The sequence below is a fragment of the Novipirellula artificiosorum genome (assembly GCF_007860135.1).
In the GTDB taxonomy this organism is placed as follows: domain Bacteria; phylum Planctomycetota; class Planctomycetia; order Pirellulales; family Pirellulaceae; genus Novipirellula_A; species Novipirellula_A artificiosorum.
Window position 1 is genome coordinate 643,149 of sequence record NZ_SJPV01000001.1, and the last position, 23,070, is coordinate 666,218.

The 23,070-nt window shown below is 55.8% G+C and carries 20 protein-coding genes; 13 read left to right on the forward strand and 7 right to left on the reverse strand.

All coding sequences use genetic code 11. The annotated features are described in order from the left end of the window. Positions 1-18: 18 nt before the first annotated feature. The 6 genes from Poly41_RS02175 (at position 19) to Poly41_RS02200 (ending at position 6,251) form a co-directional block, all read left to right on the forward strand. Positions 19-1,119, forward strand: a complete 1,101-nt coding sequence (locus Poly41_RS02175; protein WP_146524267.1) for a flagellar biosynthesis protein FlhF — start codon at positions 19-21, stop codon at positions 1,117-1,119. A gap of 264 nt (positions 1,120-1,383) precedes the next feature. Further along, a complete protein-coding gene (locus Poly41_RS02180; protein ID WP_231615341.1) occupies positions 1,384-1,656 on the forward strand; it encodes a hypothetical protein in 273 nt (90 codons plus the stop codon). A gap of 209 nt (positions 1,657-1,865) precedes the next feature. Beyond that, the gene (locus Poly41_RS02185) at positions 1,866-2,663 is read left to right on the forward strand and encodes a FliA/WhiG family RNA polymerase sigma factor (protein ID WP_146524268.1); all 798 of its coding nucleotides are present in this window, start codon (positions 1,866-1,868) and stop codon (positions 2,661-2,663) included. A 362-nt stretch (positions 2,664-3,025) separates the two neighbouring features. Beyond that, positions 3,026-4,180 carry a glycosyltransferase family 4 protein gene (locus Poly41_RS02190; RefSeq protein WP_197231004.1) on the forward strand — a complete coding sequence of 385 codons (1,155 nt, stop codon included), beginning with the start codon at positions 3,026-3,028 and terminating at the stop codon, positions 4,178-4,180. Positions 4,181-4,248: 68 nt separating this feature from the next. Then, positions 4,249-5,253 carry a serine/threonine-protein kinase gene (locus Poly41_RS02195; RefSeq protein ID WP_146524270.1) on the forward strand — a complete coding sequence of 335 codons (1,005 nt, stop codon included), beginning with the start codon at positions 4,249-4,251 and terminating at the stop codon, positions 5,251-5,253. Continuing rightward, entirely contained in the window at positions 5,250-6,251 is a 1,002-nt protein-coding gene (locus tag Poly41_RS02200; RefSeq protein WP_146524271.1) for an acetyl-CoA carboxylase carboxyltransferase subunit alpha, read from the forward strand. Before Poly41_RS02195 ends, Poly41_RS02200 begins: the two co-directional genes overlap by 4 nt. A gap of 159 nt (positions 6,252-6,410) precedes the next feature. On the opposite strand, the gene Poly41_RS02205 is transcribed toward Poly41_RS02200, so the two are convergent. Continuing rightward, complete coding sequence (locus Poly41_RS02205; RefSeq protein ID WP_146524272.1) at positions 6,411-7,100, reverse strand: CvpA family protein; 690 nt, start codon at positions 7,098-7,100, stop codon at positions 6,411-6,413. A 258-nt stretch (positions 7,101-7,358) separates the two neighbouring features. Here Poly41_RS02205 and Poly41_RS02210 point away from each other — a divergent pair, with 258 nt between their 5' ends. Further along, positions 7,359-8,087, forward strand: a complete 729-nt coding sequence (locus tag Poly41_RS02210) for a metal-dependent hydrolase (RefSeq protein WP_146524273.1) — start codon at positions 7,359-7,361, stop codon at positions 8,085-8,087. An 85-nt stretch (positions 8,088-8,172) separates the two neighbouring features. Here the strand turns inward: Poly41_RS02210 and dtd are convergent, their stop codons facing one another. Further along, positions 8,173-8,631 carry a D-aminoacyl-tRNA deacylase gene (gene dtd, locus Poly41_RS02215; protein WP_146524274.1) on the reverse strand — a complete coding sequence of 153 codons (459 nt, stop codon included), beginning with the start codon at positions 8,629-8,631 and terminating at the stop codon, positions 8,173-8,175. 202 nt (positions 8,632-8,833) lie between these two features. On the opposite strand from dtd, the gene Poly41_RS02220 reads away from it, so the two are divergent. Beyond that, on the forward strand, positions 8,834-9,736 hold the full coding sequence (locus tag Poly41_RS02220; RefSeq protein WP_146524275.1) for a DUF1559 family PulG-like putative transporter: 903 nt from the start codon (positions 8,834-8,836) through the stop codon (positions 9,734-9,736). Positions 9,737-9,751: 15 nt separating this feature from the next. Here Poly41_RS02220 and Poly41_RS02225 read toward each other — a convergent pair whose 3' ends face one another. Further along, on the reverse strand, positions 9,752-10,966 hold the full coding sequence (locus Poly41_RS02225) for an argininosuccinate synthase (protein ID WP_146524276.1): 1,215 nt from the start codon (positions 10,964-10,966) through the stop codon (positions 9,752-9,754). A 157-nt stretch (positions 10,967-11,123) separates the two neighbouring features. Between Poly41_RS02225 and larB the strand changes: the two genes are divergently transcribed. The 4 genes from larB to Poly41_RS02245 all read left to right on the forward strand — a co-directional run bounded on the left by larB (position 11,124) and on the right by Poly41_RS02245 (position 14,844). Further along, positions 11,124-11,960, forward strand: coding sequence for a nickel pincer cofactor biosynthesis protein LarB (gene larB, locus Poly41_RS02230; protein ID WP_146524277.1), 837 nt, complete (start codon positions 11,124-11,126; stop codon positions 11,958-11,960). A gap of 5 nt (positions 11,961-11,965) precedes the next feature. After that, complete coding sequence (locus Poly41_RS02235) at positions 11,966-12,829, forward strand: NAD(P)H-hydrate dehydratase (protein WP_146524278.1); 864 nt, start codon at positions 11,966-11,968, stop codon at positions 12,827-12,829. A gap of 66 nt (positions 12,830-12,895) precedes the next feature. Next, positions 12,896-13,852 carry a riboflavin biosynthesis protein RibF gene (ribF, locus tag Poly41_RS02240; protein ID WP_146524279.1) on the forward strand — a complete coding sequence of 319 codons (957 nt, stop codon included), beginning with the start codon at positions 12,896-12,898 and terminating at the stop codon, positions 13,850-13,852. Further along, a complete protein-coding gene (locus Poly41_RS02245) occupies positions 13,852-14,844 on the forward strand; it encodes a DHH family phosphoesterase (RefSeq protein WP_146524280.1) in 993 nt (330 codons plus the stop codon). Before ribF ends, Poly41_RS02245 begins: the two co-directional genes overlap by 1 nt. Positions 14,845-14,894: 50 nt before the next feature. Here the strand turns inward: Poly41_RS02245 and Poly41_RS02250 are convergent, their stop codons facing one another. After that, on the reverse strand, positions 14,895-16,925 hold the full coding sequence (locus Poly41_RS02250) for a membrane or secreted protein (protein WP_146524281.1): 2,031 nt from the start codon (positions 16,923-16,925) through the stop codon (positions 14,895-14,897). A gap of 244 nt (positions 16,926-17,169) precedes the next feature. Here Poly41_RS02250 and purB point away from each other — a divergent pair, with 244 nt between their 5' ends. Next, complete coding sequence (gene purB / locus Poly41_RS02255) at positions 17,170-18,606, forward strand: adenylosuccinate lyase (RefSeq protein ID WP_146524282.1); 1,437 nt, start codon at positions 17,170-17,172, stop codon at positions 18,604-18,606. Positions 18,607-18,608: 2 nt separating this feature from the next. Here purB and ppk1 read toward each other — a convergent pair whose 3' ends face one another. From ppk1 to Poly41_RS02270, 3 genes are all read right to left on the reverse strand, one after another. Beyond that, a complete protein-coding gene (gene ppk1, locus Poly41_RS02260; RefSeq protein WP_261344880.1) occupies positions 18,609-20,849 on the reverse strand; it encodes a polyphosphate kinase 1 in 2,241 nt (746 codons plus the stop codon). A gap of 150 nt (positions 20,850-20,999) precedes the next feature. Then, positions 21,000-22,073, reverse strand: coding sequence for a c-type cytochrome domain-containing protein (locus Poly41_RS02265; protein ID WP_231615342.1), 1,074 nt, complete (start codon positions 22,071-22,073; stop codon positions 21,000-21,002). A 172-nt stretch (positions 22,074-22,245) separates the two neighbouring features. Further along, the gene (locus tag Poly41_RS02270; protein WP_146524283.1) at positions 22,246-22,938 is read right to left on the reverse strand and encodes a hypothetical protein; all 693 of its coding nucleotides are present in this window, start codon (positions 22,936-22,938) and stop codon (positions 22,246-22,248) included. Positions 22,939-23,070 lie beyond the last annotated feature (132 nt).

Genomic DNA, 23,070 nt, shown 5'->3' on the forward strand with positions numbered 1-23,070 from the left:
GCGACGTGACTTGAAATCATGCATATTCGCACTTTCCGAGCAGCCAGTCTTCAAGACGCTTTAGAGACCATCCGCCATCAAATGGGCGCGGACGCTTCAGTGCTGCACACGCGGCAAGTCCGCGATGGATGGATGGGCTGGCTAGGCCGTACCTATGTCGAAGTGACCGCTGGACTTCGCGATGGGGACGAATCGGCAGAACCTGGCCCAACCTTTGATGAGGACGCCGACGAACTGACCGATTGCGCCGCGCTGCCAATCCGTAGCGTCTATTTGAAGAACGAAGCCTCTTTACCTGGACCGCTCGAGTCCTATCGCGATCAGCTGATGGAATTTGGTGTGGCACCACGAACGGCGGATCGATGGTTGCAGGCGACCGAAAGCTTCACGGCCGGTTTGGGGGATTCCATTGGCGAACCGTGGATGGAGCATTTACAACGTTCCATCACGCGTGAACTGCGGATCGGAGGTCCGATTCGCACTCAGCCAGGCGCAAAACATATTGTCGCACTGGTCGGTCCCACGGGCGTTGGCAAAACCACTACGATCGCAAAGTTAGCCGCTGGGTTCCGTATTCAAGAACGTCGACGCGTCGGTTTGGTGACGATTGACACCTTTCGGATTGCAGCGGTGCAACAATTAGAGGCTTACGCCGAGATCATGGACTTGCCGATGGAGGTCGTCGAAAAGCCCTCCCAAATGCAGCCTGCAATCGAGCGACTGGGAGACGTCGATTTGGTCCTGGTCGATACGGCAGGACGAAGTCCATCGAGTGACGCTCGAATCGACCAGCTTGTCGAATTGCTTCGGACGGCCCAGCCAGATGAGACGCATTTAGTCATGGCGGCCACCAGCAGCGCCTCGACCATTCGTTCGGTGTTGAAAGGTTTCGCCCCCGCGCATCCAACCGCGGCCATCTTAACCAAGTTAGATGAGGCGAGCAGCACCGCAGGGGTGTTGTCAGCGATCACCGCATCGGACGACTTTGCCGGGATCCCGCTGAGCTATTTGACCCATGGCCAACAAGTCCCCGATGATATTCAAGTGGCAGAGGCCGAGCCGTTGCTGAAGAGATTATTGCCCGGCACCTTGACTCGAGAACAAATGGACGCGGCATAAGGGCAGGGCAGGGGAGAGCGATGATCTTGCCACCGCTACCTGATACGAACAAAACAAACACGTTGAATCCCATTATTGTCAAAAAGAAAATTCAGGTTCATCCAACCGATGTCCGATACAGATACAGAGGCAACTCGCAGCGATCGAAAGGGTCCTTGAATCCATTTTTTTAATGCGTGTTGCACTGCTTTAACCGATCAAAGCAGGATGAGAAGAAAAGAACAAGTTCCGTTTTCCCTATGCTTTCACAGGATTGTTTGAACATTGACACGAAGCTTCGCATTATGCCTTGGTGCTCTTGCAATGGCTTTGGTGGTCGTACGAGGGGCCCTGTTCGGCGAGTTGGCCGATCAAGTTGCCAGCGAGGCGATCATGGCACTGTTGGTGTTCACCGCAATCGGTTGGATCGCAGGATGGATCGCAGATTACTTGGTTCGCGACGCAGTGGAGGTCTCCTTTCGACGCCGAGTCGATTGGTACCGCCAAGGGGTTGCTGAATCGGTCAGATTAGAGAACAAGCCGTCTGAGGAATCATGAACATGGATGTTCAACAAACGTTCCTCAGGTGGTCTCCATGACGGTCTTGGCTTTTGTCGGCACGGATGCCAACGAAGCCAAACCGTCCTGGATTTAATAAAGTGTCGATGGAATGAGGCCAGTGCAGATTCGCTCGGGTGTCATCGATCGTCCACAAAGCGGACTCGCATGAAGTGAGCCCTATACATTTTTTGGTCACGGAGGATTGGATGGCAGCCACAGTCACAACCGACGAAGAAATCCTGCAAGTCTGGAAAGATTTTAAGCAGATCACCAAGGACTCGCCGGACTACGAAGACTTACGCAATCGGTTGGTTGAGCGGTACATGCCGTTGGTTCGCTACAACGGCGAACGGATCTGGCAGCGATTGCCGGATGGCGTCGAACTGGACGACCTGATCAGCGCCGGCATTTTCGGTCTGATGGACGCCATTGACGCCTTCGACATGGAACGTGGCGTTAAATTCGAAACCTATTGCGTGCCGCGAATCCGCGGTGCAATGTTGGACGAACTGCGTACGATGGACTGGGTTCCCCGACTCGTCCGCAGCAAGGCAAGTAAGTTAGCCGTCGCCAAAAAGGAACTCGAAACGAGGCACGGTCGAGCTCCGACGAACCAAGAGCTTTCCGAAAAGATGGAAATCTCACTCGCCGAACTCGAAAAGATGCAGACCGATGCAAACGCGGTCGGCGTCGTGTCGCTGAACAAGAAGTGGTACGAAACGGACAGCTACAAAGATGTCCGCGAGATCGACATTCTTGAAGACAAGAAGGGCGAGGATCCAACGATCCGAGTGCAAAAAAACGACTTGATGCGGTTGGTCACCAAGGGACTCAATCGAAACGAACGCTTGATCATCATTCTTTATTACTACGAAGAATTGACGATGAAAGAGATCGGCGCGACGTTGGATTTGTCGGAATCACGAGTCAGCCAAATGCACACGTCGATTGTCAACCGTTTGCAACAACAACTGGCACCCCGGCGCGTTGAGTTCGGGACCTAGTCGGTATCCGGCGACGCCGTTTCCCGAGTCATTCCATCGATGAAAGCAGAGGCGATTCCATGATCGGGATCGCCTTTTTTCGTAAGCTCTGGTCGGGTCCTCAGCGTTCCGCTGCTGCACTACAATGCAGCAGCCGGATGCATGACTTCGTTCTTTGAATCTAGGGTTCGGGCTGTAGCGTTAAATCTGGACAATCCACGAGCTGGACAGCGACAATTTGTGAGCGGCGAGGCGCTCAGCCTGAGATTGATTCGGCAAACGACGGTAAATCGCCCACGAAGTGGCGCTGTCCAGCCTAGAAAGTAAAAACCAACGCGAAACAGGGACGACGACCAGTGCGAATCTGCCATATTATCACTCGAATGATCATTGGTGGCGCACAGGAAAACACACTGCTGAACTGCTTGGACCTGATGCGTGACTATGGTGATGACGTATTGCTCATCACAGGACCGGAGGTCGGACCCGAGGGTGACTTGCTGAGCGAGGGCAGGGCAGGGGACCTTCGAATTGCCAAACTCGATCACCTTCTTCGTGCGATCAACCCGATCCATGACATCAAAGCACGATCCGAGTTACGGCAAACGATCCGCGAATTTGGCCCCGATGTGGTTCACACCCACAGTGCCAAAGGCGGCATCTTAGGCCGAGCGGTTGCATGGGGCGAAGACGTTCCCGTGGTGGTCCACAGCGTGCACGGGGCGCCATTCCATCCCTATCAATCCGCGATCACGCGAAGCATTTATCGAAACTGCGAGCGCTGGGCCGCAAAACGCTGCCATCATCTGATCAGCGTTGCCGATGCCATGACCGATTTAATGGTCAACGCCGGAGTGGCGCCGCGAGAGAAATTCACGACGATCTACAGCGGCATGGATGTCGAACCGTTCTTGAACGCGGAACAGCACCGCCAGCGCATTCGGAATCGGTTCGGTTGGAATGACAACCATGTTGTGATCGGAAAGATTGCGAGGCTCTTTCACTTGAAGGGGCACGACGATTTGATCTCGGCTGCCGTCGACGTGGTGCGGCGGGTTCCCGAGGTTCGATTCCTGTTGGTGGGTGATGGAATTCTGCGTGAGACGTTGACAGCCCGAATGGAGTCACTTGGACTTGGAGAGCATTTTCGATTTTCGGGCCTCGTGCCACCCAGTGAGGTTCCGGCGATGATCGGGGCGATGGACGCATTGGTACACACCTCCTACCGCGAGGGCTTAGCTCGAGCATTACCACAAGCCTTGATCGCTGGTCGGCCGGTCGTCAGTTATGACATCGACGGGGCCCGCGAAGTGGTGGTCTCGGACGAGACGGGTTACCTGGTTCCAGCGGGGAACCTTGGCCAATTGGCGGACGCACTCTCGAAATTGGCCTCCGATTCGTCGCTGCGGCAACGGATGGGGAGGACCGGGCAGAGCCGTTATACCGAGCGGTTCCGGCATCAAACGATGACGCAGCAAATCCGCGATCTGTATGTCAAACTGTCCGACCTTTCAGGATCGGGCAAAATTCAACTATGATAGGGGCCTGGACCTGGCAAGCGCAACGTCCGGCTCCCTTTTCGTCTTGACCTCTGACTGATTGACTGATGACAAAAACTCGCGACTTTCTTGGCCCGTACCGGTTGGCCCGCCTGATTCGTGCCGGCAGCACATGTGATGTCTGGGAAGCGATCGACGAAAATGACCAACAGCGATACGCGCTGAAGTTGCTCAAACCGTCGGCTCGCGACAACCGCTCGGAAATCGCTTTGCTGAAACATGAATACGCGGTCGCTTCCGATCTGCACAGTCCACGAATCATCAAGGTCTATGATTATCGAGTGGAAGCGGGAACACCCTTTATCGCGATGGAATTGTTCAGCGAACTGAACATGAAACAAGCACTTCGCCGAGGCCCCGATTCCTTGGCGTACATTCTCGACAAGGTCGTCTCGCAGGCAGCCGAAGGTCTGTATTTCATGCACACCAAGAACTGGCTGCACCTGGATATCAAGCCCGACAACTTTTTGGTGAGCCGTGATGGGGAGACCAAACTGATCGACTTCACGATTGCCGAGAAAAAGAAGACAGGGCTCAGCAAACTGTTCCATAGCAGTTCCAAGATGGCGAAGGGGACACGCAGCTACATGTCGCCCGAACAGATTCGTTCGAAATTATGCGACGAGCGTTCGGACGTATACAGCTTTGGGTGCGTGTTGTTTGAAGCATGCACGGGCAAGCCACCTTTCACAGGAGACACGCCGAACGATTTGCTGAACAAGCACTTGACCGCATCGATCCCCAGCCCGATCGTCTACAACGATAACGTGAGCAAAGACTTCGCCGACTTGATTCGTCATATGATGGCGAAGAAACCCGATAGTCGCCCGTCGTCGATGTGGGAGTTCTTGAAAAAGTTTCGCACGATCGAGCTATTCAAGAAGCGGCCGCGCATTCCTGAGGTGAGTGTCTTCGACAGCATGCCAGGCATCCGTGGCGCCGAAGACATGCTTCGCAAAGGGCCGAGCTTGGAAGTCCAGACGGATGACGTTACCAAGCCAGCAAAAACCGATGACGAGCAAGCCCAGAAAAAGGAAGACGACAAAGCATGAGCGCAGGACCAGGACTCGAATTCGAGAACGAAATTGCCGAGCTTGAAAGCCAGATTGCGACGTTTGAGCGACAAACCGAGCGAAGTGACGAAATCGACAAAGAGATTCGGTCACTGCGGCTGCAATTGATCGATACGCTTCGTCAAGTTTACGGCTCACTCGATGCATGGCAGACCGTGCAAGTGTCGCGCCACAAAAATCGACCGTACACTCGCGACTACTTGAACCTAGCGTTCGACGAATTTGTCGAACTCTACGGCGACAAGCACTTTGGCGACGACCGGGCCATGCTGTCGGGTTTCGCCAAACTCGATCGCTTCAAAGTCATGGTGCTGGGTCATCAAAAAGGTCGAACGTTCAAAGAACGGGCCGCCTGCCACTTCGGCTGTGCTCACCCGGAGGGCTACCGCAAAGCCATGACCAAAATGCGGCTCGCAGAAAAGTACCAGTTGCCACTGATTTGCTTTATCGACACGCCCGGCGCCTATCCCGGGATCGGCGCCGAAGAACGTGGTCAGGCTCAAGTGATCGCCGAAAGCATGTTCATGATGAGCCGTCTGAAAACACCGATTATTTGCATTGTGATTGGTGAAGGCGGTTCTGGCGGTGCGCTTGGCATTGGGCTCGGCGATCGCGTCGCGATGCTTCAGCACGCTTACTACAGCGTGATTAGCCCAGAAGGCTGTGCGGGCATTTTGTGGAAAAGTCACGAGCATGCTCCCAAAGCGGCCGCCGCGCTACGGTTCACCAGCAGCGACTTGTCTCGGTTCGGCGTGGTCGATGATGTGATCGAAGAACCGCTCGGCGGCGCCCACCGTGATCACCACCAAATGGCCTCACGATTGAAGAGCTATCTGTCACGAACGCTGTCGGATTTAGAGACGCGATCGATCGAACAATTGGTCAACGAACGCTACGAAAAGTTCCGCCGCATCGGCGTCTTCCTGGAAGACCCTTCCAGCTCCATGACGCCATCGCCGGTCACGAACGAAGCTTGATCGGAGCGGCAGGACACGGCACTTTTCGACCGCCCCGCAACGTCCGATAATGCCCCTTATGTTGTATTAAGGATACGGTTTTCTCCGTGCAGGGCGCATTTCGCCTGTTGTGACTCTCCCATCACAGGCTGTAGCAAGGAACTCCTGCTCTCGCCAAGCTTACCGCTGGTACGTACCGCCCCAGGGTTGCTGGGCTTGGCGAGGTTGCGATTGATCTTGCAGAGCACCCGTTGCCGGTTCGCTCCAGAACGATTCGGGTAAAAAATCGCCGACTTGTTCTTGGGCGATCTGACTGCTGATTCGCTCGATCACGCCTTGGTCGCCGCCGGCTTCCGTCGCGTTGAATTTCTCTTCAAATCGATCCAAGTACGGCTGGACGACTTGCTGGATCTCTGGCGGGATCACCGATTCGCTACGTGTGAGCACGCCGGCGATGTAGTTACCACTTTTGCTTTCGACGATTCTCTCGCGCGCCGATGGACCCATCAACGTTACGGCAAAGAGCGTAATCAAGATGCAATACAGCGATCCTTTGGCCAGACCAAACAAAGCCCCGACCTGACGATCGAACTCTTTCAGCTTCAATCGATCGATCGATCCGCTGACCATCCGAAACGCCACCCAAACCACCAACGACGTACCGATAAACAGAATCAGCATCGCCAAGAAACGGTTCCACGGCGGCTCGGCCTGAATCGATTCGCTGAACGGCTCGCGAAAGTGATACGCGACCAGATAGCTAACCACGATGGAGGCAATCGAGGCCAATTGCCAAGCAAACCCTTTGACAGCACCGAACAGCATCGCGCCGACGAGCACCACCAACATCACGATGTCGTAAATTTCCACTTGAGCGCTTCCATGCAAAAAAGAGAAACAGGAGAGGGCGGTTTGCTAGCAAAAAAGGCAGCAAGTCGATCCAGTCTCCGCCATCCGAATGCCCCGAGTGCGTGTACACCCGGTTTGCGGTTGGCAGTGTAGCGAAAGCCTTGGGACAAGCGAAGATCAATCGATGTGGCGATGGCTCCGTAGAATTCCGTATCAATAGACTGACGCACCGTCTTTCGATTGCACTCCCCTGCCCTTTGCTTTCAATACCCAATTCAAGTGGCTGATTTCAAATCACACATCACCGGCAGCACGATGGTAGGCATCGCTTACGGCTATTGGGGCGTGACGAGCCAAGGGATGCCACTCGAGAGCAGTTTGTTGGCAGGGGGGCTTTGCAGCGTCAGCGGGATGCTGCCCGACTTGGATAGTGACTCGGGCATCCCTCTCCGCGAGACAAGCATGTTTTGCGCGGCAATCGTTCCGATGTTGATGATCGACCGATTTCGCGACTTGGAACTGTCCCACGAAGCCATGGCGCTTGCGGCCATGCTGATCTACATCGGCATCCGATTCATTCTTGTCGAGTTCTTCAAACGCTACACGGTCCATCGCGGCATGTGGCACAGTATTCCGGCTGCCGCGAGCGCTGGGTTGCTGGCGTATCTGGTGATGCCGTGCCCAAGCGAAGCGATCCGGGTCTACAAGAGCATGGCGGTCGTAACAGGCTTTGTCGTGCATTTGTGCATGGATGAGATTTGGAGCATTGATTTCAAACGGGGTCGCTTTCGATTGAAAAAGTCTTTCGGAACAGCGCTCAAGTTTGTTGGCAACAAGCCACTGGCCAACCTATCGGTCTATGCCAAGTTGTTTCTACTGATCTATCTGGCATGGGGGGACCAGGGGATCCTACAACGAATTCGGCAACGCGCCCGCTTGGACCAACCCTACATCGCCGAACCGCGTCCTGACCCATTGCCATGGGACAAGTGGTTACATCGGAGATAACGCAGCCGACAGACTGACATCCACCACTCGGCCAAGACCACGAAAAGGGGTGCGGTATGGCGCTGAAGCCTCAACGCCATCACGATCAGACCTCCTGCTGCTGCGGCAAGCGATCGATGACCAGTGTGACGGGGCCATCATTGGTCAAACTGACTTGCATGTCAGCGGCAAAGATTCCTTGCTCCACACGAATCCCCCTGTCTCGCAAACAGGCCATGTAGAATTGATAGACTTCATTGGCGACCTTGGGTTCCGCCGCGTCGGTAAACCCAGGACGACGACCTCGCCGGCAATCACCCAGCAGCGTGAATTGGCTAATCGCCAACACCGAACCACCGGTATCGGTCAGCGCCCGATTCATCTTGCCCTGTTCATCGGGAAAGATCCGCAATTGCGATGTCTTCTCGGCCAACCACTTTGCTTCGGGCTCACCATCGCCATGACCGACGCCGACGAGCACCATCACGCCCTGGTCGATTTTCCCGACCACCCTGCCCTGCACTTCGACCCGAGCCTGTGAGACTCGTTGAATGACAATCCGCATGTACGCGTTCCCCGTGCGAGTGTTCCCATTTGTTTCACCGCGTAGAATCTTAGTCGAATCGGCCTAACCAGGGCAATTCACTTCTCGAACGTCGGCAAGCAATTGCAGCGGCGATTTGATTCGGCGTACAATGTCGTTAGCGCTTGGGTCCAACTAGGCACAAGGCACCCAACTTCTCATACGCCGTTTTGTTGATCCATTCATGCCCTACCTCTTTACGTGTCCCCACTGCCAAACGAAGACGCTTGTGGAAGATCGCTACAGCGGTCTGACGGGGGAATGCGTCACTTGCGGTGAACCGATTCAGTTGCCCGATTTTGCCAAACAACCCGCCTCGCTTGCGGGGAAGCTGAATGAACGGAAGCAGCTTGGGTCGCTGGTCGCGGCGGGGGTTGTCTTAGTGTTGCTACTCTGCATGCTTTACGCGGTGGTTCGACATGGCGGTCAAACGGTGGCTCAATTACAAACCAATCGAGCTCGCACCGCGTCGGTCCGCAACCTCGAAAAGATTGCGGCTGCACTGAATGCTTATGCGGCCGATCATGGAACCTACCCACCGCCTTATACGAAGAACCGATCGGGTCAACCCTCTCAATCGTGGCGGGTGTTGATCTTGCCGTATCTCGGAGAGGACGACCTCTATGAATTGCTGAACCTCGGTGTCGACTGGGACAATCCCATGAACACGAATGTGGCCTACACAAACATTCCAGCGATGTATGCGCATCCCGACAACGGATCGCGTCAGAGGTTCTCCGAGAGTGCTTATTACCTCGTCACCGGACCGGGCACCCTTTTTCCACCCACCGGACCGCTCAGCCCGGGCAACCTTGTCGACGATCCCGCCAAGACCATCTTGGTGGTTGAAGCTTCGCCTTCCATGACCATGGGCCTTTGGACCGAACCGATCGATGTCGATGTGACCATGATCCAAGGAATTGGAGGGACCATCAGCGACATTGGCGGTTTGCTTGACGATGGGGTGGCCGTCGCAACGGTGGATGAACGAGGTCATTTCGTTGCCGACACGATGCCGCTGTCGACCCTACGTGCTCTCTTCTCGCCTCGCGGCGGAGAGCCTTTGGCGGATGACACGCTCGATTAGGACGTTTGCCACCCCTTAATACTTGCGAGGTCGAACGGAAGCTTGAACACGACCTGGAAGACCTTGGATTCGGAGGAACCCTTCTGCGTCGTCTTGATTGTACGAACCGCCACCTTCCATCGTTGCGATTTCCGCGTCGTACAAACTGTTTGGACTGGTGCGTGAATCGACGATGATGTTGCCCTTGTACAATTTCAACGTCACTTCGCCTGTGACCGGTTTCTGGGCTTCGCGAATGAACGCCATCAAGGCATCCATCTTGGGCGCGTACCAGAAACCGTAGTAGACCATCTCGGCCACTTCCGGAGCCATTCGGTCACGCAAGTGCATCAGATCGCGGTCCATGGTCAGTTGCTCGACATTCATCACCGCATCATACAGCACGGTCATGCCAGGCGATTCGTACACACCACGGCTTTTCATGCCGACGAACCGATTCTCGACCATGTCAATCCGACCGACGCCGTTGCGTCCAGCGATCGTGTTGAGCGACTCGACCATCTCCAACGCACTGACCTGCTTGCCGTTGAGCGACACGGGAACCCCCGATTCGATGCCAATCGTCACCGATTCTTCCTTGTCAGGTGCCTCTTGTGGGCTGACGCCCATGCCAAAATCAACCAGTTCGACACCGTTGACATTCAATTCTTCGAGTTGCCCTGCTTCGTAGCTGATGTGCAAAACGTTCTCATCGCTACTGTAGGGCTTCGACGATGACGCTTTGACGGGAATGTTCTTCTCGGCGCAATAGGCAATCAACTCGGTCCGTCCCGGGAATGCGTTGCGAAATTCCTCGATTCGCCACGGGGCAATCGTCTCGACGTTCGGGTCAAGCGCTTCGGCTGCCAATTGGAACCGACATTGGTCGTTGCCCTTGCCTGTGGCACCGTGCGCGTACGCGGTGGCGCCCACTTCTCGAGCCACTTCCAGACAAACCTTGCTGATCAGTGGTCGGGCAATCGAGGTGCCAAGCAAGTAAATCTGTTCGTATTTCGCTTGCCAGGCGAGCACGGGAAAGGCGAAGTCGCGACACAACTCTTCGCGGACGTCGACAATCCTGGCGGACTTCGCCCCGCAATCGCGGGCCTTCTTCATGGTCGCTTCACGGTCTTCGCAGGGTTGGCCCAGATCCACGTAAACCGCATGGACCTCGTAGCCTTTATCCTGCAGCCAACCAAGAATCACCGAAGTATCTAATCCACCCGAGTAAGCAAGTACGCAGCTTTTCATTATGATGTTAACTACCAACAATAAGAGGCTTGAAACAATTGGCCATGACTCGAAGTAGGATTGTGCTTGGACGCAGCCAGATGGCCCGACTCCAACAAAGCGACTTCAAACGAATGGCTGTAATTTGAATTTCGATTCCCCAAAACCGCAACCGCCCATGCCCCATCTGCCACCTGCCTTACGAGAAATTATTGCCCAAGTCGCGACCGGGACCCTGTCCGTGGCCGATGCGATCGCGGCATTGGAAGTCACCGGCACGGAAAACGGTCCCGAGCAGATGCAACCGATCGTGGGGGCAACCGTCGATTTGGGGCGTCAGCAACGGTGTGGTTTTGGTGAAGTGATCTTTGGTGAAGGAAAAAACCCCGACCTTATCGGGCGAATCATCGATACACAAATCGCCGCAGGCCAAACCGCGTTGGTGACACGACTTGATCCCGCCGCCGCTGAGAGTCTTCGATCTCGCTTTCCAACGGGACACCACCATCCGATCGCGAAGACTTTTCGTGTCCCCTGCCCTGCCCCAGAAAATTTTTCAGATCTTCCGTTTCGAGTCGCGGTGATTACCGCAGGCAGCACCGATGCGCCGGTCGGTGAAGAAGCGATCGAGACCTTGGCCTGGATGAGAATTCCTGCCGAGCGGTTCGAAGACATTGGCGTTGCTGGACCACAGCGGTTGTTGGCCGCCGTGCCTCGGCTGCGAAAAGCCTCTGCCGTGGTCGTGGTTGCTGGAATGGAAGGTGCCTTACCAGCAGCGGTCGCAGGCCATCTCTCCTGCCCGATCTTTGCGGTCCCCACCAGCGTCGGCTACGGAGCGACACTTGGCGGATTAACGCCACTACTGGGGATGCTCAGCAGTTGTGCTGCCAACGTCGCGGTCGTGAACATTGATGCCGGATTCAAAGGTGGTTACCTAGCCGGAATCGTCGTGCGACAATTGCAGCAGTCGTTCGCGGAAGCCCAGCGAAGCTGCCACCCCCCCGCTCCAAAGTAAGCACGATGACCCCTCCCCTGCCCTTCCCACCGCGCGACTCGGGTGCCCACAAAGGTGACTTTGGCCGGGTCTTGCTGATCGGTGGATCTCGCGGCATGGCGGGCTCGATTTCACTCTCGGCCATCGCTGCGCTGCACTCCGGGTCCGGACTGGTTTCGGTCGCGGTACCCGATCGATGCCTTGAAACCGTGGCTTCGTTTCATCCTTGTTTGATGACGATCCCGCTAAAAGACGACGCCCGAGGCCAGTTTTGCAGCGCCGCGATTTGCGAATTGACCGAGCGGATTGGACCGTTTGATGCGATCGGTTGTGGACCGGGGATGACGGTCTGCGAAGGAGCGATGGAGATCGTCAAGCTGTTGCTTCGCCAGCGGAATTGCAAGCGTGTCCTCGATGCCGATGCAATCAACTGCCTGGCGAAGATGCAGTGGGCGACGGCCCCCGCATCCGACGCGGGACCGCTCGTGTTAACGCCTCACGGGGGAGAATTGCAGCGACTGACCGGCGTCAATGCCAAAGATCGCGAAGCTCAAGTTGACGCCGCTCAATCGCTCGCGGCCCACCACGGCGTGACCATCGTGGTCAAAGGTGGACCGACGGTTGTCGTCGATGGCGACCGACGTTGGACCAACGACACCGGCAATCCAGGGATGGCGACCGGGGGAACGGGCGACGTGTTGACCGGAACGATCACGTCGCTGCTCGGACAGGGGATGACGCCTTGGGACGCAGCGAGATTGGGAGTCTGGCTGCATGGCGCCGCTGGCGATGCCGCAGCCAAAAGACAGGGCCAAACGGGCATGACGGCTTTGGATCTGCTGCAATCCCTTGCCCCGCTGACAGCCGTCTTCGAAAACCGAGCGATTTGAGTCATAATGGGCCGTTCGAAGAGAAGACACCTGCCCTGCCCTACCCCGTATGTTTGCACAACGACTGTGACCAAAATCGTACCGCTTGGCGAGATTTCCGATGCGGTGCGTCGTGGAGTGATCTCGATCGGAAATTTCGACGGTGTCCACAAAGGGCATGCGGTGCTGCTCCGCGAAGCGCGGCGTGTCGCTGATCGAGTTGGCGGTCCCGTGGTTGCCGTGGTCCTTGATCCTCATCCGGCCGCGATTCTGAGACCGAACTCCATTCCCGAGAAGCTGACGTGGATCGAACGTCGTGCCGAATTGCTTGGGCATCAAGGAGCTGATTTCTTGGTCGTGATTCCCATTGATCCGACTTTTTTAAACTTGTCGGCAGCCGAGTTCTTTCGTTCAATCGTTGTTGACGGGCTCACTGCGCGCGGCATGGCCGAAGGCCCCAATTTCTTTTTTGGCCGTGACCGCGAAGGCAACATCGAGACACTCGAAAAGCTGTGTCGCAAAAACAAGATCGAATTGTCGATTGCACATCCGTCTCGCGACGCCGATCTGATGATCAGCAGCACGCGCATTCGAGAGCGAATTGCTGCCGGTGACATTGAAACCGCCAGCGCGCTGCTCGGTCATCCCCACCGTATTCGTGGCAAGGTCGTGCACGGGGCAGCTCGCGGCAAAACGATCGGTTTCCCCACCGCCAACTTGAGTGAAATCGATGTCTTAATACCTGCACCGGGTGTTTATGGTGGCTTTGCAAATGTTGATTCTCTCTCTCAAGGAACGCAGCGATTCGCGGCTGCAATCCACATTGGACCGAACCCAACGTTCGAAGATTCCGACAAGGGGAAGGTCGAAATCCATTTGCTTGATTACACTGGTGACCTTTATGACCAGCCATTGATCGTTGACTTTGTCATTCGAGTGCGTGACATTGCCCGCTTCGATTCGCAGCAACAACTTGTCGCACAACTGAATCGCGACATCAAATCAATCCGAAACTCCCTTACCCCGTCCGAAAGAAAAACCTAATGGGTGTCCAATGGAAAGCCTTTGTCGACCAAATCAGCCACTACGAATCGTTTGTCCTTGTTAGCCATATTCGCCCCGACTGTGATGCGCTCGGCAGCGAACTTGGAATGGCCGAAGTGCTGCGCACGATCGGTAAGAAAGTCCGCATCATCAATGCGCACCGCACTCCCGCCGCATTGCAATTTCTCGACCCCGCCAGCAATATCGAGGTGCTTGGCGATCACGTTGAAGCCGAAGACATCTCTGCCGATTGCATCATGATTCTTGATACGAGTGCATGGGCTCAACTCGGCGATATGGGCGATGTGATTCGTGCTTCACGAGCGGACAAGATCATCGTCGATCATCACGTCGGCGAAGATGACATCGGAGCAACGATGTACAAGGACTATCAGGCCGAAGCAACGGGGCATCTTGTCGTTCAAGCCGCAGATGCTTTGGGGGTTACCCTCACGCGAAGCATGTCCGTCCCATTGTTCGCCGCAATCGCGACCGATACCGGGTGGTTTCGCTTTGGCAGTGTCACGCCAGAGACTTATCGCATTGTGGCCAGACTGGTCGACGCGGGAGTGGTCCCAAGCGAGATCTACAGCGATCTGTACGAGCGTGACACGCTGGGACGTTTGCGGCTTCGCGGACTGATTCTGTCGCGAACCCAATCGGAGGTCGACGGCGCCCTGATGCACACGCATGTCGAAAAAGAGGATTTTACAAAAGTCGGTGCCGAACCGAATGACACCGAAGACGCCATCAATTTGACGCTCGCCGTCCAAGGGACCAAGGCAGCGGTGATCTTTGTCGGTCAGATCCGTGGAGGCTTCAAATTGAGTTTTCGAAGTCGGTGTGCCATGGATTGCAACGAAATCGCCCAGCAATTCGGTGGCGGCGGCCACAAGGCTGCGGCTGGAGCCTTTCAGGAAGGAACACTCGACGATGTCAGGGCACGCGTGTTGCCGGTCGTCATCGAAGCCGTCCGCAAAGCGACCCGGTAAGCTCGCACCAGAAGGGTCTGAGGATCGTCCGAGAAGGAAACGTCGCTGATTTACTTCAGAAAAAATCCGTTAATGGACCAGCCATCCTTCTCCGTTTTCATGAAGTTACCGCCGTTAGGCAGATGCTTTTCAATCGTTGCGAACGGTGGCAACTTCGCCGTGTTCAGTTCAGCGGGATCGACTTGGTTCTCTTCCTCAAACACACGGCGGATCAAGGTGGCCAGAATCGAATCGCTGTCTCGCAGCTTGCCCTGCCGCAACAGCTCATACTTGACTCGCATCGACAGTTTGGTTCGACCGATCCGAGCGATCGAAACCTCGTCAGCCCCCAACTCCTTCAGTGCCTCCGTCACCTCTTGGACGTCGGCCAAACTCGCAAACCCTCCCTGCTTGCCCTCAACGATCCGCTGAATGGTTTCCAGCAGCAGTTCGGGATGGCTAGAGAACATCAGGTAGGGATGTTGCGAACCAGCGGCCTTACCGACCATCGCGATGGCGAAGTGATCTAACAGAGGCGCAGGTTCGTCCAGCACTTCTTCATCCCCAAACCCGAGGTCGCCGAAGATCTCTTCTTCAAAGGTCTCGGTGGAATCCCCTCGCTGCATGCGCCAAATCTCAACTCCAGGAATCTCGGTCATCTCGGCCGCCTCGGGCTCGACTTCCATCACGTTGTGGACGGCTTTCTTGATTGCCTCGGCATCGTTCAGCCGGATCGCGACCAACATCCGCTCAGAACTGACGTCGGCTGGCATCGTGTTGTCGGTAATCAAGAGGATCTCATGATCAAGCGAAGGCAGCACCTTATTGAGAATGTCAATCTGCGGCCCAGACGTATCATCGCGGACGCCCTCGATCGTTTGCATAAAAATCTCGTCATCAAATGCTTCGTTCACCAGCGTTTCCGATGCCAAGAATGCTGCCTCAATGTTCAACCGGATCCGACCGACCGTGGCGGCCCCCTTATCGATCCAAGTGGGAATTTCCCCCAAGTCTTCATTCACAAAACTGAGCATTCTGGCCGCCTTCTCATACTTACTCGGCTCCGAGGTGGTGGGGGGCGCGAGCACGAAACCCCGATGCAACAAGTCGTATTTCGAGCCAGCGATTGCAACGATTCCCCCGGCTGCTTTCACGGCGTCAAAACCTTGGTTTTCGAGCAGTTTGAGAATATCGATGCGTGTCCCCCGATCCACTTCCAAGGCGTTACGCACAATCCGCCCCATTTGGAAAGGATGAGCAAACCACTCGATTGCGACCGTGCTGCCGCCCTGGGAAAAAGGTCCCTGAATCGCTCGACTCGATCGCGTCAGCACGTCGCGGAACTCCGGCAACTCACTAATCGTCGTGATCTCGGACTCACCCGCTATCCCATCAAGAAGATCCATGACCACCGTGTCTCGGTCCGCAGCAATGATGCGTGTGTCGTCGAGTGTGATCGCAATTTGTTCAACCTTGATCTGGCCGGGTTTCTGCTTCGGTTTGTAAACACGAATCGTCTGTCCGCGATGTTCCGTATCGTTCCGCGTCGCACCATTGGCCTTCAAGTCTTCATCGATCTTTTGGATCGCGTCATCCGCTTCCGCTCGCTTCCCACGAATGTCTGCGAGGACCACCATCGAAAAGGGACGCCGTTTGTCTTTTTCAAACGGCAACCAAGCGGCAACCGCTTCTCCCGTGGCAATGTGGTAAAGGTCGTCGGGTTTCAAGCCCACCCGATTGTCCATGACATCGAAGTAGCTCTTGGCTCGCTCACGCTGAGCCTCGATAAACGGTTGCATCGCAGGATCATCAATCAAGTCGCCCAGGTGCGTCTTGCGCCAGGCAACACAAAAGTCGGGAACGTTTGGAATCCGAACCAGGCCCGCGACCGAATCGGGAAGCAAGCGAATCGCCGGCGTGTACTTAGGAGGCGTCTTCGCTTCCTCCGTCGTTGGCGAATCGCTCTCCGCAACCGTAGCATCTGGCTCGACGCCGGACTCCTGAGCCGTCAACGAGGACGGCGTCGCGTTGTGAAGGAGCAATCCGGCCAAGACAAGGACGTGAAGTCGACAGGAAAGGAGCGTGTTGACGAGGCGGTACATTCAAAATCCGGTGGTGCGGGAATCCGGGAATCGGTAACGTTTGGCACGAAGGGGGCGTTTGGCGGACTCCTTCGATGGGAGTGCGATAGAGCGTGCCACAATGGGCTCCAGGGCGCTGCCCGATCGTCTCGATCGCGATCCATGCCCCGCGGTTGCGTCCACGGGGCACGATTTGCCAGTCGTCCGCCAAACAGTATGTTATCGAACTCGATATGGTCCCGAAACGCCGTGTAGCTAAGATCCAATGACAGAATCGCACCTTCGTCCCTACCAAAACCCGTTAATTGAACGATATGCGTCCACCGAAATGGCCCATTTGTGGGGGCCCGAACGGCGTATTTCGACTTGGAGAACCCTCTGGATCGCATTGGCCGAGAGCGAGCGGGAGCTGGGTTTGCCGATTTCGGATCAACAAATCGAGCAGTTACGGGAGTTCCGGACCACCCTCAACCTCGACGTGGCCGCCAAATTCGAGCGAATTCGCCGTCATGACGTGATGGCACATGTGGAAGCGTATGGCGAGCAGTGTCCCGACGCGAAACCGATCATCCACTTGGGTGCAACAAGCTGTTTCGTGACCGACAATGCCGACCTGATTCTGATTCGCGAGGGATTGCGACTTGTCGCCCGCCGATTGGCGGCAACGATTCTTTGCCTGAGCGAGTTCGCCCAATCGCAGCGTGCCCTGCCCTGCCTCGGGTTTACCCATCTTCAACCCGCGCAACCCACCACCGTAGGCAAACGCTGCTGCTTGTGGATCTATGACCTCGTTTTGGACCTCCATGAGGTTGAACATCGGATCGAAACGCTTTGTGCGCGAAGCGCCAAGGGAACCACCGGGACGCAAGCGAGTTTTCTGCAACTCTTCGACGGAGATCATGCCAAGGTCCGCCAGCTTGAATCGCTTGTGGCCAAGAAGATCGGATTCGATCGGACCTACGCCGTCACCGGACAAACGTACCCGCGAAAAGTTGACAGCCAGATCCTCGATGCGATTTCGGGGATTGCCCAAAGTCTCCACAAAACCGCCACCGACCTGCGGCTGCTTGCCAATCGAAAGGAAATCGAGGAGCCGTACGAAGAGAAACAAATTGGCAGTTCCGCGATGGCCTACAAACGCAATCCCATGCGTAGCGAGCGGATCTGTTCGTTGGCTCGGTTCGTGATGAGCATGCAGAGTAGCCCTGCAATGACCGCGGCGACGCAGTGGATGGAACGAACGCTTGACGATAGTGCCAACCGTCGGCTTGTGATCCCGCAATCGTTCTTGGCGATCGATGCCTCACTCGTCCTAATGCAAAACGTCGCCGATGGATTGCTGGTCTACCCGAAGACGATTGAGAAGAATCTGTTAGCGGAGTTACCGTTTATGGCGACCGAGAATATCATGATGAAGGGGGTGGCTGCGGGAGGAGACCGACAAGAACTTCACGAACGCATCCGAATCCATAGTGTTGAAGCCGCACGGCGAGTCAAGGTGGAAGGTGAAGCGAATGACTTGATGAATCGACTGCGCGGCGACGATGCGTTCGCCAAAGTCGACCTCGATGCCGCGACCAATCCGCTTGATTTTGTCGGTCGCGCACCGGAGCAAGTCGACGAGTTCATGGCCGAACAGATTGATCCGATTCGCCGTCAATACGGAGATTCGAGCGATTTGAGTGTCGAGGTAACGGTCTGATCCTAAGTCCCCGACGCCTCTTTCGGCTGATGGGTTTCAAAGGTGGTCCGGCGGCTTTGTTTGAGCTTCCGCACCGCTTCGACCGCCCGATCGTACAAGACCCGTTGTGATTGGAAGGACGCTTTCTCTTTTCCCTCCGGCTTACCACGCTTGTACTGACCGGTCGGCAACATCCGCCAACAATTGGTGTTGTCCCTGAAGTACGTGCGCAGCGTCGACAAGAGCTTCTCGCGACAGCGCTGGTCGATCACGGGAACCAACAGCTCGACACGTCGATCTAAGTTGCGTGGCATCCAATCCGCGCTGCTGATAAACAAATCGTCATCCCCCCCGTGGCGGAAATAGATGATCCGAGCATGCTCAAGGAATCGGTCGACAATCGAGATCACTTCAATTGTCTCGCTCAATCCTTTCACGCCAGGTCTCAAGCAGCAAACGCCGCGAATGTTCAATCGGATACGCACCCCCGCCTGGCTTGCACGATACAACGCATCGATCACCTGCGTGTCAACCAAGGCGTTGAGTTTTGCAACAATCTCTGCTTTCTGCCCTTCGAGACAACGCCGAGTTTCCGCCTCGATCAAGTTCAAAATCCGCTTGCGAAGCGTCATCGGTGCGGCGGCCAACAACTGCAACTGCTGCGGCTGACTCGCGCCAGTCACGGCATTAAAAAAGGTCGTCGCATCGGCCCCGAGCGTGTCATTGCATGTCAAGATCGACACGTCACTATAAATTTTGGCAGTCGCTTCGTTGTAGTTGCCGGTTCCAAAATGCATGTAGCGAACAATCCCTTGCGGTTCACGGCGAACAATGATGCACACCTTCGCATGAGTCTTCAAACCACGAATGCCGTAGATCACCTGGACCCCCGCTTGCTCCATCTCGCGAGCCCATTCAATATTTCTCGCTTCATCGAACCGGGCTTTCAGCTCCACGATCACCGAAACGTACTTGCCACGCTCGGCTGCCCGCATCAATGCCGCTACGATCGGGCTTCGCTTGCTCGTCCGATACAACACCTGCTTGATTGCTAACACATCGGGATCCGCGACCGCCTCTTCGATCAACCGCACGACCGGATCAAAACGTTCGTAAGGGTGGACCAATAGCAAGTCACCCTTGGCGATGGTGCTGAACATGGGATCTGCGGGATCAATGTCTGGATTTGCTTGTGGAAGCCAGGGTTGATCTCGCAGTGAATCATAACCTTCAAGACCATGCAGCGTGAACAGATAGCTCAAATCCATTGGGCCATCGATAGGATAGAGGTCCAAGTTGGTCAACTGCATCATCTCGGACAGGAACGCGACGACCGAGTCACTTGCTTCGGCATGGTACTCCAACCGAATCACGCGGGACAAACGCCGGCTTTCCAGGATTTCCTCCATCCCGTCGACCAAATCGGCGGCACCGTCTTCCTGCAATTCGATGTCCGCGTTGCGCGTGATTCGAAACGCAACGCATTCCATGACCTCTCGTCCCGGGAAAAAATCATCGACAAAGTAGGAAACCAAATCCTCCAGCAAGATGTAGCCGTGTCCACGATCCATCGGAACGGGGATCAAGCGAGGAACCGTCCGGCCAAGCGGGATCACCGCATATTGCCATGGATCCGCCTCAGCCACTGCTGCGGCGGCGTCCTCAACACCGAAACGTTCAAAGTCCTGGTCATTGAGGCGTTTGACCGGTTTGGGTTCGGCACGAAGCCGAACACACAAATGGACGCCGAGCCCTTGCAGCAACGGGAACGGTCGATCGTGGGTGATCGTCTGTGGCGACAGCACAGCGCTAACGTCGGATTCAAAACGTCGCTGAGCGACCTCGCGAATGCGATCGCTACAATCGTCGAGTTTCACCCGGCAAACGTCCGCTTCGGCCAATTGCGGCTCGAGCACATCACGGAGAATGGCGTATTGTCGTTGCACCAAGTCCTTACAGCAACTCGACACCGCATTGACTTGCTGCGATACGGTCAACCCCGCCGCATCACGCACCATCGCATTGCGATCAAATTGCAATTTCAACCCGCCAATGCGAACCATGACGAACTCGTCCAGATTCGATCCCGTGATCGCCAAAAACTTGGCACGCTCCAACAGAGGCAGCGAAGCATCGGCGGCTTGATCGAGAACGCGCTCATTGAAGGCAAGCCAACCAAGTTCGCGGTTGATGAACCGGTCCTCGGGCAGTGGCAAATCGATCGAACGCGTTTTCTTTTTTGTTGCGGAGCTCTTTTTCGGCACGGCAATGCTTGATGGGGTGAAAAGGGGCTTGGCGATCGTGAAGTTCCATTGTGAGCCCGACCCACTTTCGAGTCGGGCCCGCTTTCGAGCCTGGCCCGCGGCGAGCCAAAGCCGCGGCAACGCCGTTTAAGACGATATCGCCGCGGCCGCTCAGGGCTGTTGCGGATTGTCGAGCGGCTTCGCGATTCCTGCAACGGGTGTTTGCCCTTCCGACTCAGTTCCCATCAAAATTCGTACAGCCTTCGGGTAGAAATCCTTGCCGTAACTCAGTTCTCCACCTTGATGGCCCACCGCACCCACCATCGCAGCCAAAACCAATAAACCCACTTTCCATAGCTTCCTCAGCGAATCGCTCTCGCGCCACCAGCCGACCATCGCGACAACGATCAAGACGATTGACCCCAACGCCACGACCATCCCGCTCCAACGATGCCAAAACACTTCGGAGTCAAAATCGATTCGATCCCAGTTGCCATACCCCTGTTCGCTCGCGAAGGACCACCCCATCATCGTCGCAATGACCGCCGAAATGCCACCAAGTAACAAGCAGGCGAGCGGGATCTGAGTACCGATCTCTGGCCATTTGATCCCCAGTACAACAAACAACGCCCCCACCATCAACAACGCCACGGGAAAGTGGATCGTCGCTGGGTGGAAGTATCCTTGAAAGGCCCAGATCCGCTGAGGCAAACTGCGGCTCCTCGGCCCAATCGGAGGCTCGACTGCATCGGCCACCCCGACGGCAACGACGGCGTCCTCCGGCCAATCGGCTCCCTCACCAATCCATGTTCGGATCAATGCCAATTCCGATGGTTGCAGCGGCCCACCGTGAGACGTCGGAGGCATCAGCATGTCTTCATCGTCCGTCGTCAAATAGTCGACATACAACGTACTCGATTCAATGTCTTCCGGTTCGATGTATTGCAAGAGGAGCTCCCCATCGTCGACGCGCAAGTCGTTTTTGGCTTCATCCGGTCCGTGGCACTCCAAGCAATGGGCACGCAAGATCGGAGCAATGTCGCGCTGAAACTGGACAATGCGTCCCTCCGAATCGATCGCCGTTCGGGATGGACTTGCCGCTGGGGGGGATGCCGTCTCATTCGGGGAAGCCGATCGCGTCGCCTCGGACTCCTGCGGCACGGCCCAACAAGCCCTCGGGCTCGTCGAGACGATGCCCAACATTAAAACGGTCAGCACGGCAAGCGATTTGCAACGAAGATCCATGATAGCCTCCACAGTCATGCAGGAGCGGTGGATGCCAATGACCGGCATACCGCTGGGTAATAGGTGAGAAAATGTTGTGGGTGAGAAAATGTCGTAGGTGAGAAAATGTCGGGCAGCGAAGCGGCCATCAGCGAGCGGCTGCTCGGCAGCAACCCGTCGCAAAGAACAAGCATTAGATCGACATTCCGTCAAAGGCTTTGGTCAATCCAAGCGTCTTCAGTTCAGCTTTCACGTCCTCTTTGGTGGGTTTTTCGAGGGTCTCTGCAACCTCATCGGCAAGCAATTGTGCGAAGCTGGCGCGGGCAACCGGCAACAGCGACTGAATGTCGGCTTCACCCAGCTCCACCCCTCGCTCCGATTTCAACCGTTCGCGGAGCGATTGTCCCGGTTGCTTTGGTTTGGTCGTGGCACAATGCAGAACGGAAAACAAGGGTCGCTGCGGGTCGATATGTTCTTTGCGTTCCAGCGAACGCCATGCCCGTTCCAGCAACCCGGTTCTCCAGAGCGAGAGCCACTGCTCATTGTCGCTGAGGACCGAGTCGATGTCAGTCGTCGGACGTTCGCTGACCGTCAAATCGCTGATTCTCGCTTTGGCCGTCGTGCGAATCGCACGGATCAAAAAATCTCGCAGTCGCCCCTTTTTGTGTTCGCCGAAACCAACCGAGACAAGATGGGCAATCAGAATCTTCAAACACTCGTCCGCTCGTTCGGAAGAGCCCAAGACGGCAATCAACTGCTTACGAACCACGATCAGGTAGCGCAACACAAAACCTGCGGCGCTGTTCGCACTTGTCCATGGATTCGAAGACCGAACGAGGTTGACCGAAGTCGTTCGGTTGCCGGTCGGCGGAGTGTCGTTAGCCATGAGATTAGTTTAACCCGAACTGCTACCCCAGGTCACCAGAGGACCCTTCAGAACGGCCTTTCCAACCAAAAAACCGCCAACGCGGCTGACAAGTTGACATTTCTGCGTTTTCGCTTGTTACGCATCGGTTTC

Bases quoted from the DNA above. Each gene is read 5' to 3' on its own strand.
- Poly41_RS02175 (WP_146524267.1), top strand. From the start codon at position 19: ATGCATATTCGCACTTTCCGAGCAGCCAGTCTTCAAGACGCTTTAGAG.
- Poly41_RS02185 (WP_146524268.1), top strand. From the start codon at position 1,866: ATGGCAGCCACAGTCACAACCGACGAAGAAATCCTGCAAGTCTGGAAA.
- Poly41_RS02190 (WP_197231004.1), top strand. From the start codon at position 3,026: ATGATCATTGGTGGCGCACAGGAAAACACACTGCTGAACTGCTTGGAC.
- Poly41_RS02195 (WP_146524270.1), top strand. From the start codon at position 4,249: ATGACAAAAACTCGCGACTTTCTTGGCCCGTACCGGTTGGCCCGCCTG.
- Poly41_RS02200 (WP_146524271.1), top strand. From the start codon at position 5,250: ATGAGCGCAGGACCAGGACTCGAATTCGAGAACGAAATTGCCGAGCTT.
- dtd (WP_146524274.1), bottom strand. From the start codon at position 8,631: ATGCGGATTGTCATTCAACGAGTCTCACAGGCTCGGGTCGAAGTGCAG.
- Poly41_RS02220 (WP_146524275.1), top strand. From the start codon at position 8,834: ATGCCCTACCTCTTTACGTGTCCCCACTGCCAAACGAAGACGCTTGTG.
- Poly41_RS02225 (WP_146524276.1), bottom strand. From the start codon at position 10,966: ATGAAAAGCTGCGTACTTGCTTACTCGGGTGGATTAGATACTTCGGTG.
- larB (WP_146524277.1), top strand. From the start codon at position 11,124: ATGCCCCATCTGCCACCTGCCTTACGAGAAATTATTGCCCAAGTCGCG.
- Poly41_RS02235 (WP_146524278.1), top strand. From the start codon at position 11,966: ATGACCCCTCCCCTGCCCTTCCCACCGCGCGACTCGGGTGCCCACAAA.
- Poly41_RS02245 (WP_146524280.1), top strand. From the start codon at position 13,852: ATGGGTGTCCAATGGAAAGCCTTTGTCGACCAAATCAGCCACTACGAA.
- Poly41_RS02250 (WP_146524281.1), bottom strand. From the start codon at position 16,925: ATGTACCGCCTCGTCAACACGCTCCTTTCCTGTCGACTTCACGTCCTT.
- purB (WP_146524282.1), top strand. From the start codon at position 17,170: ATGACAGAATCGCACCTTCGTCCCTACCAAAACCCGTTAATTGAACGA.
- Poly41_RS02265 (WP_231615342.1), bottom strand. From the start codon at position 22,073: ATGGATCTTCGTTGCAAATCGCTTGCCGTGCTGACCGTTTTAATGTTG.
- Poly41_RS02270 (WP_146524283.1), bottom strand. From the start codon at position 22,938: ATGGCTAACGACACTCCGCCGACCGGCAACCGAACGACTTCGGTCAAC.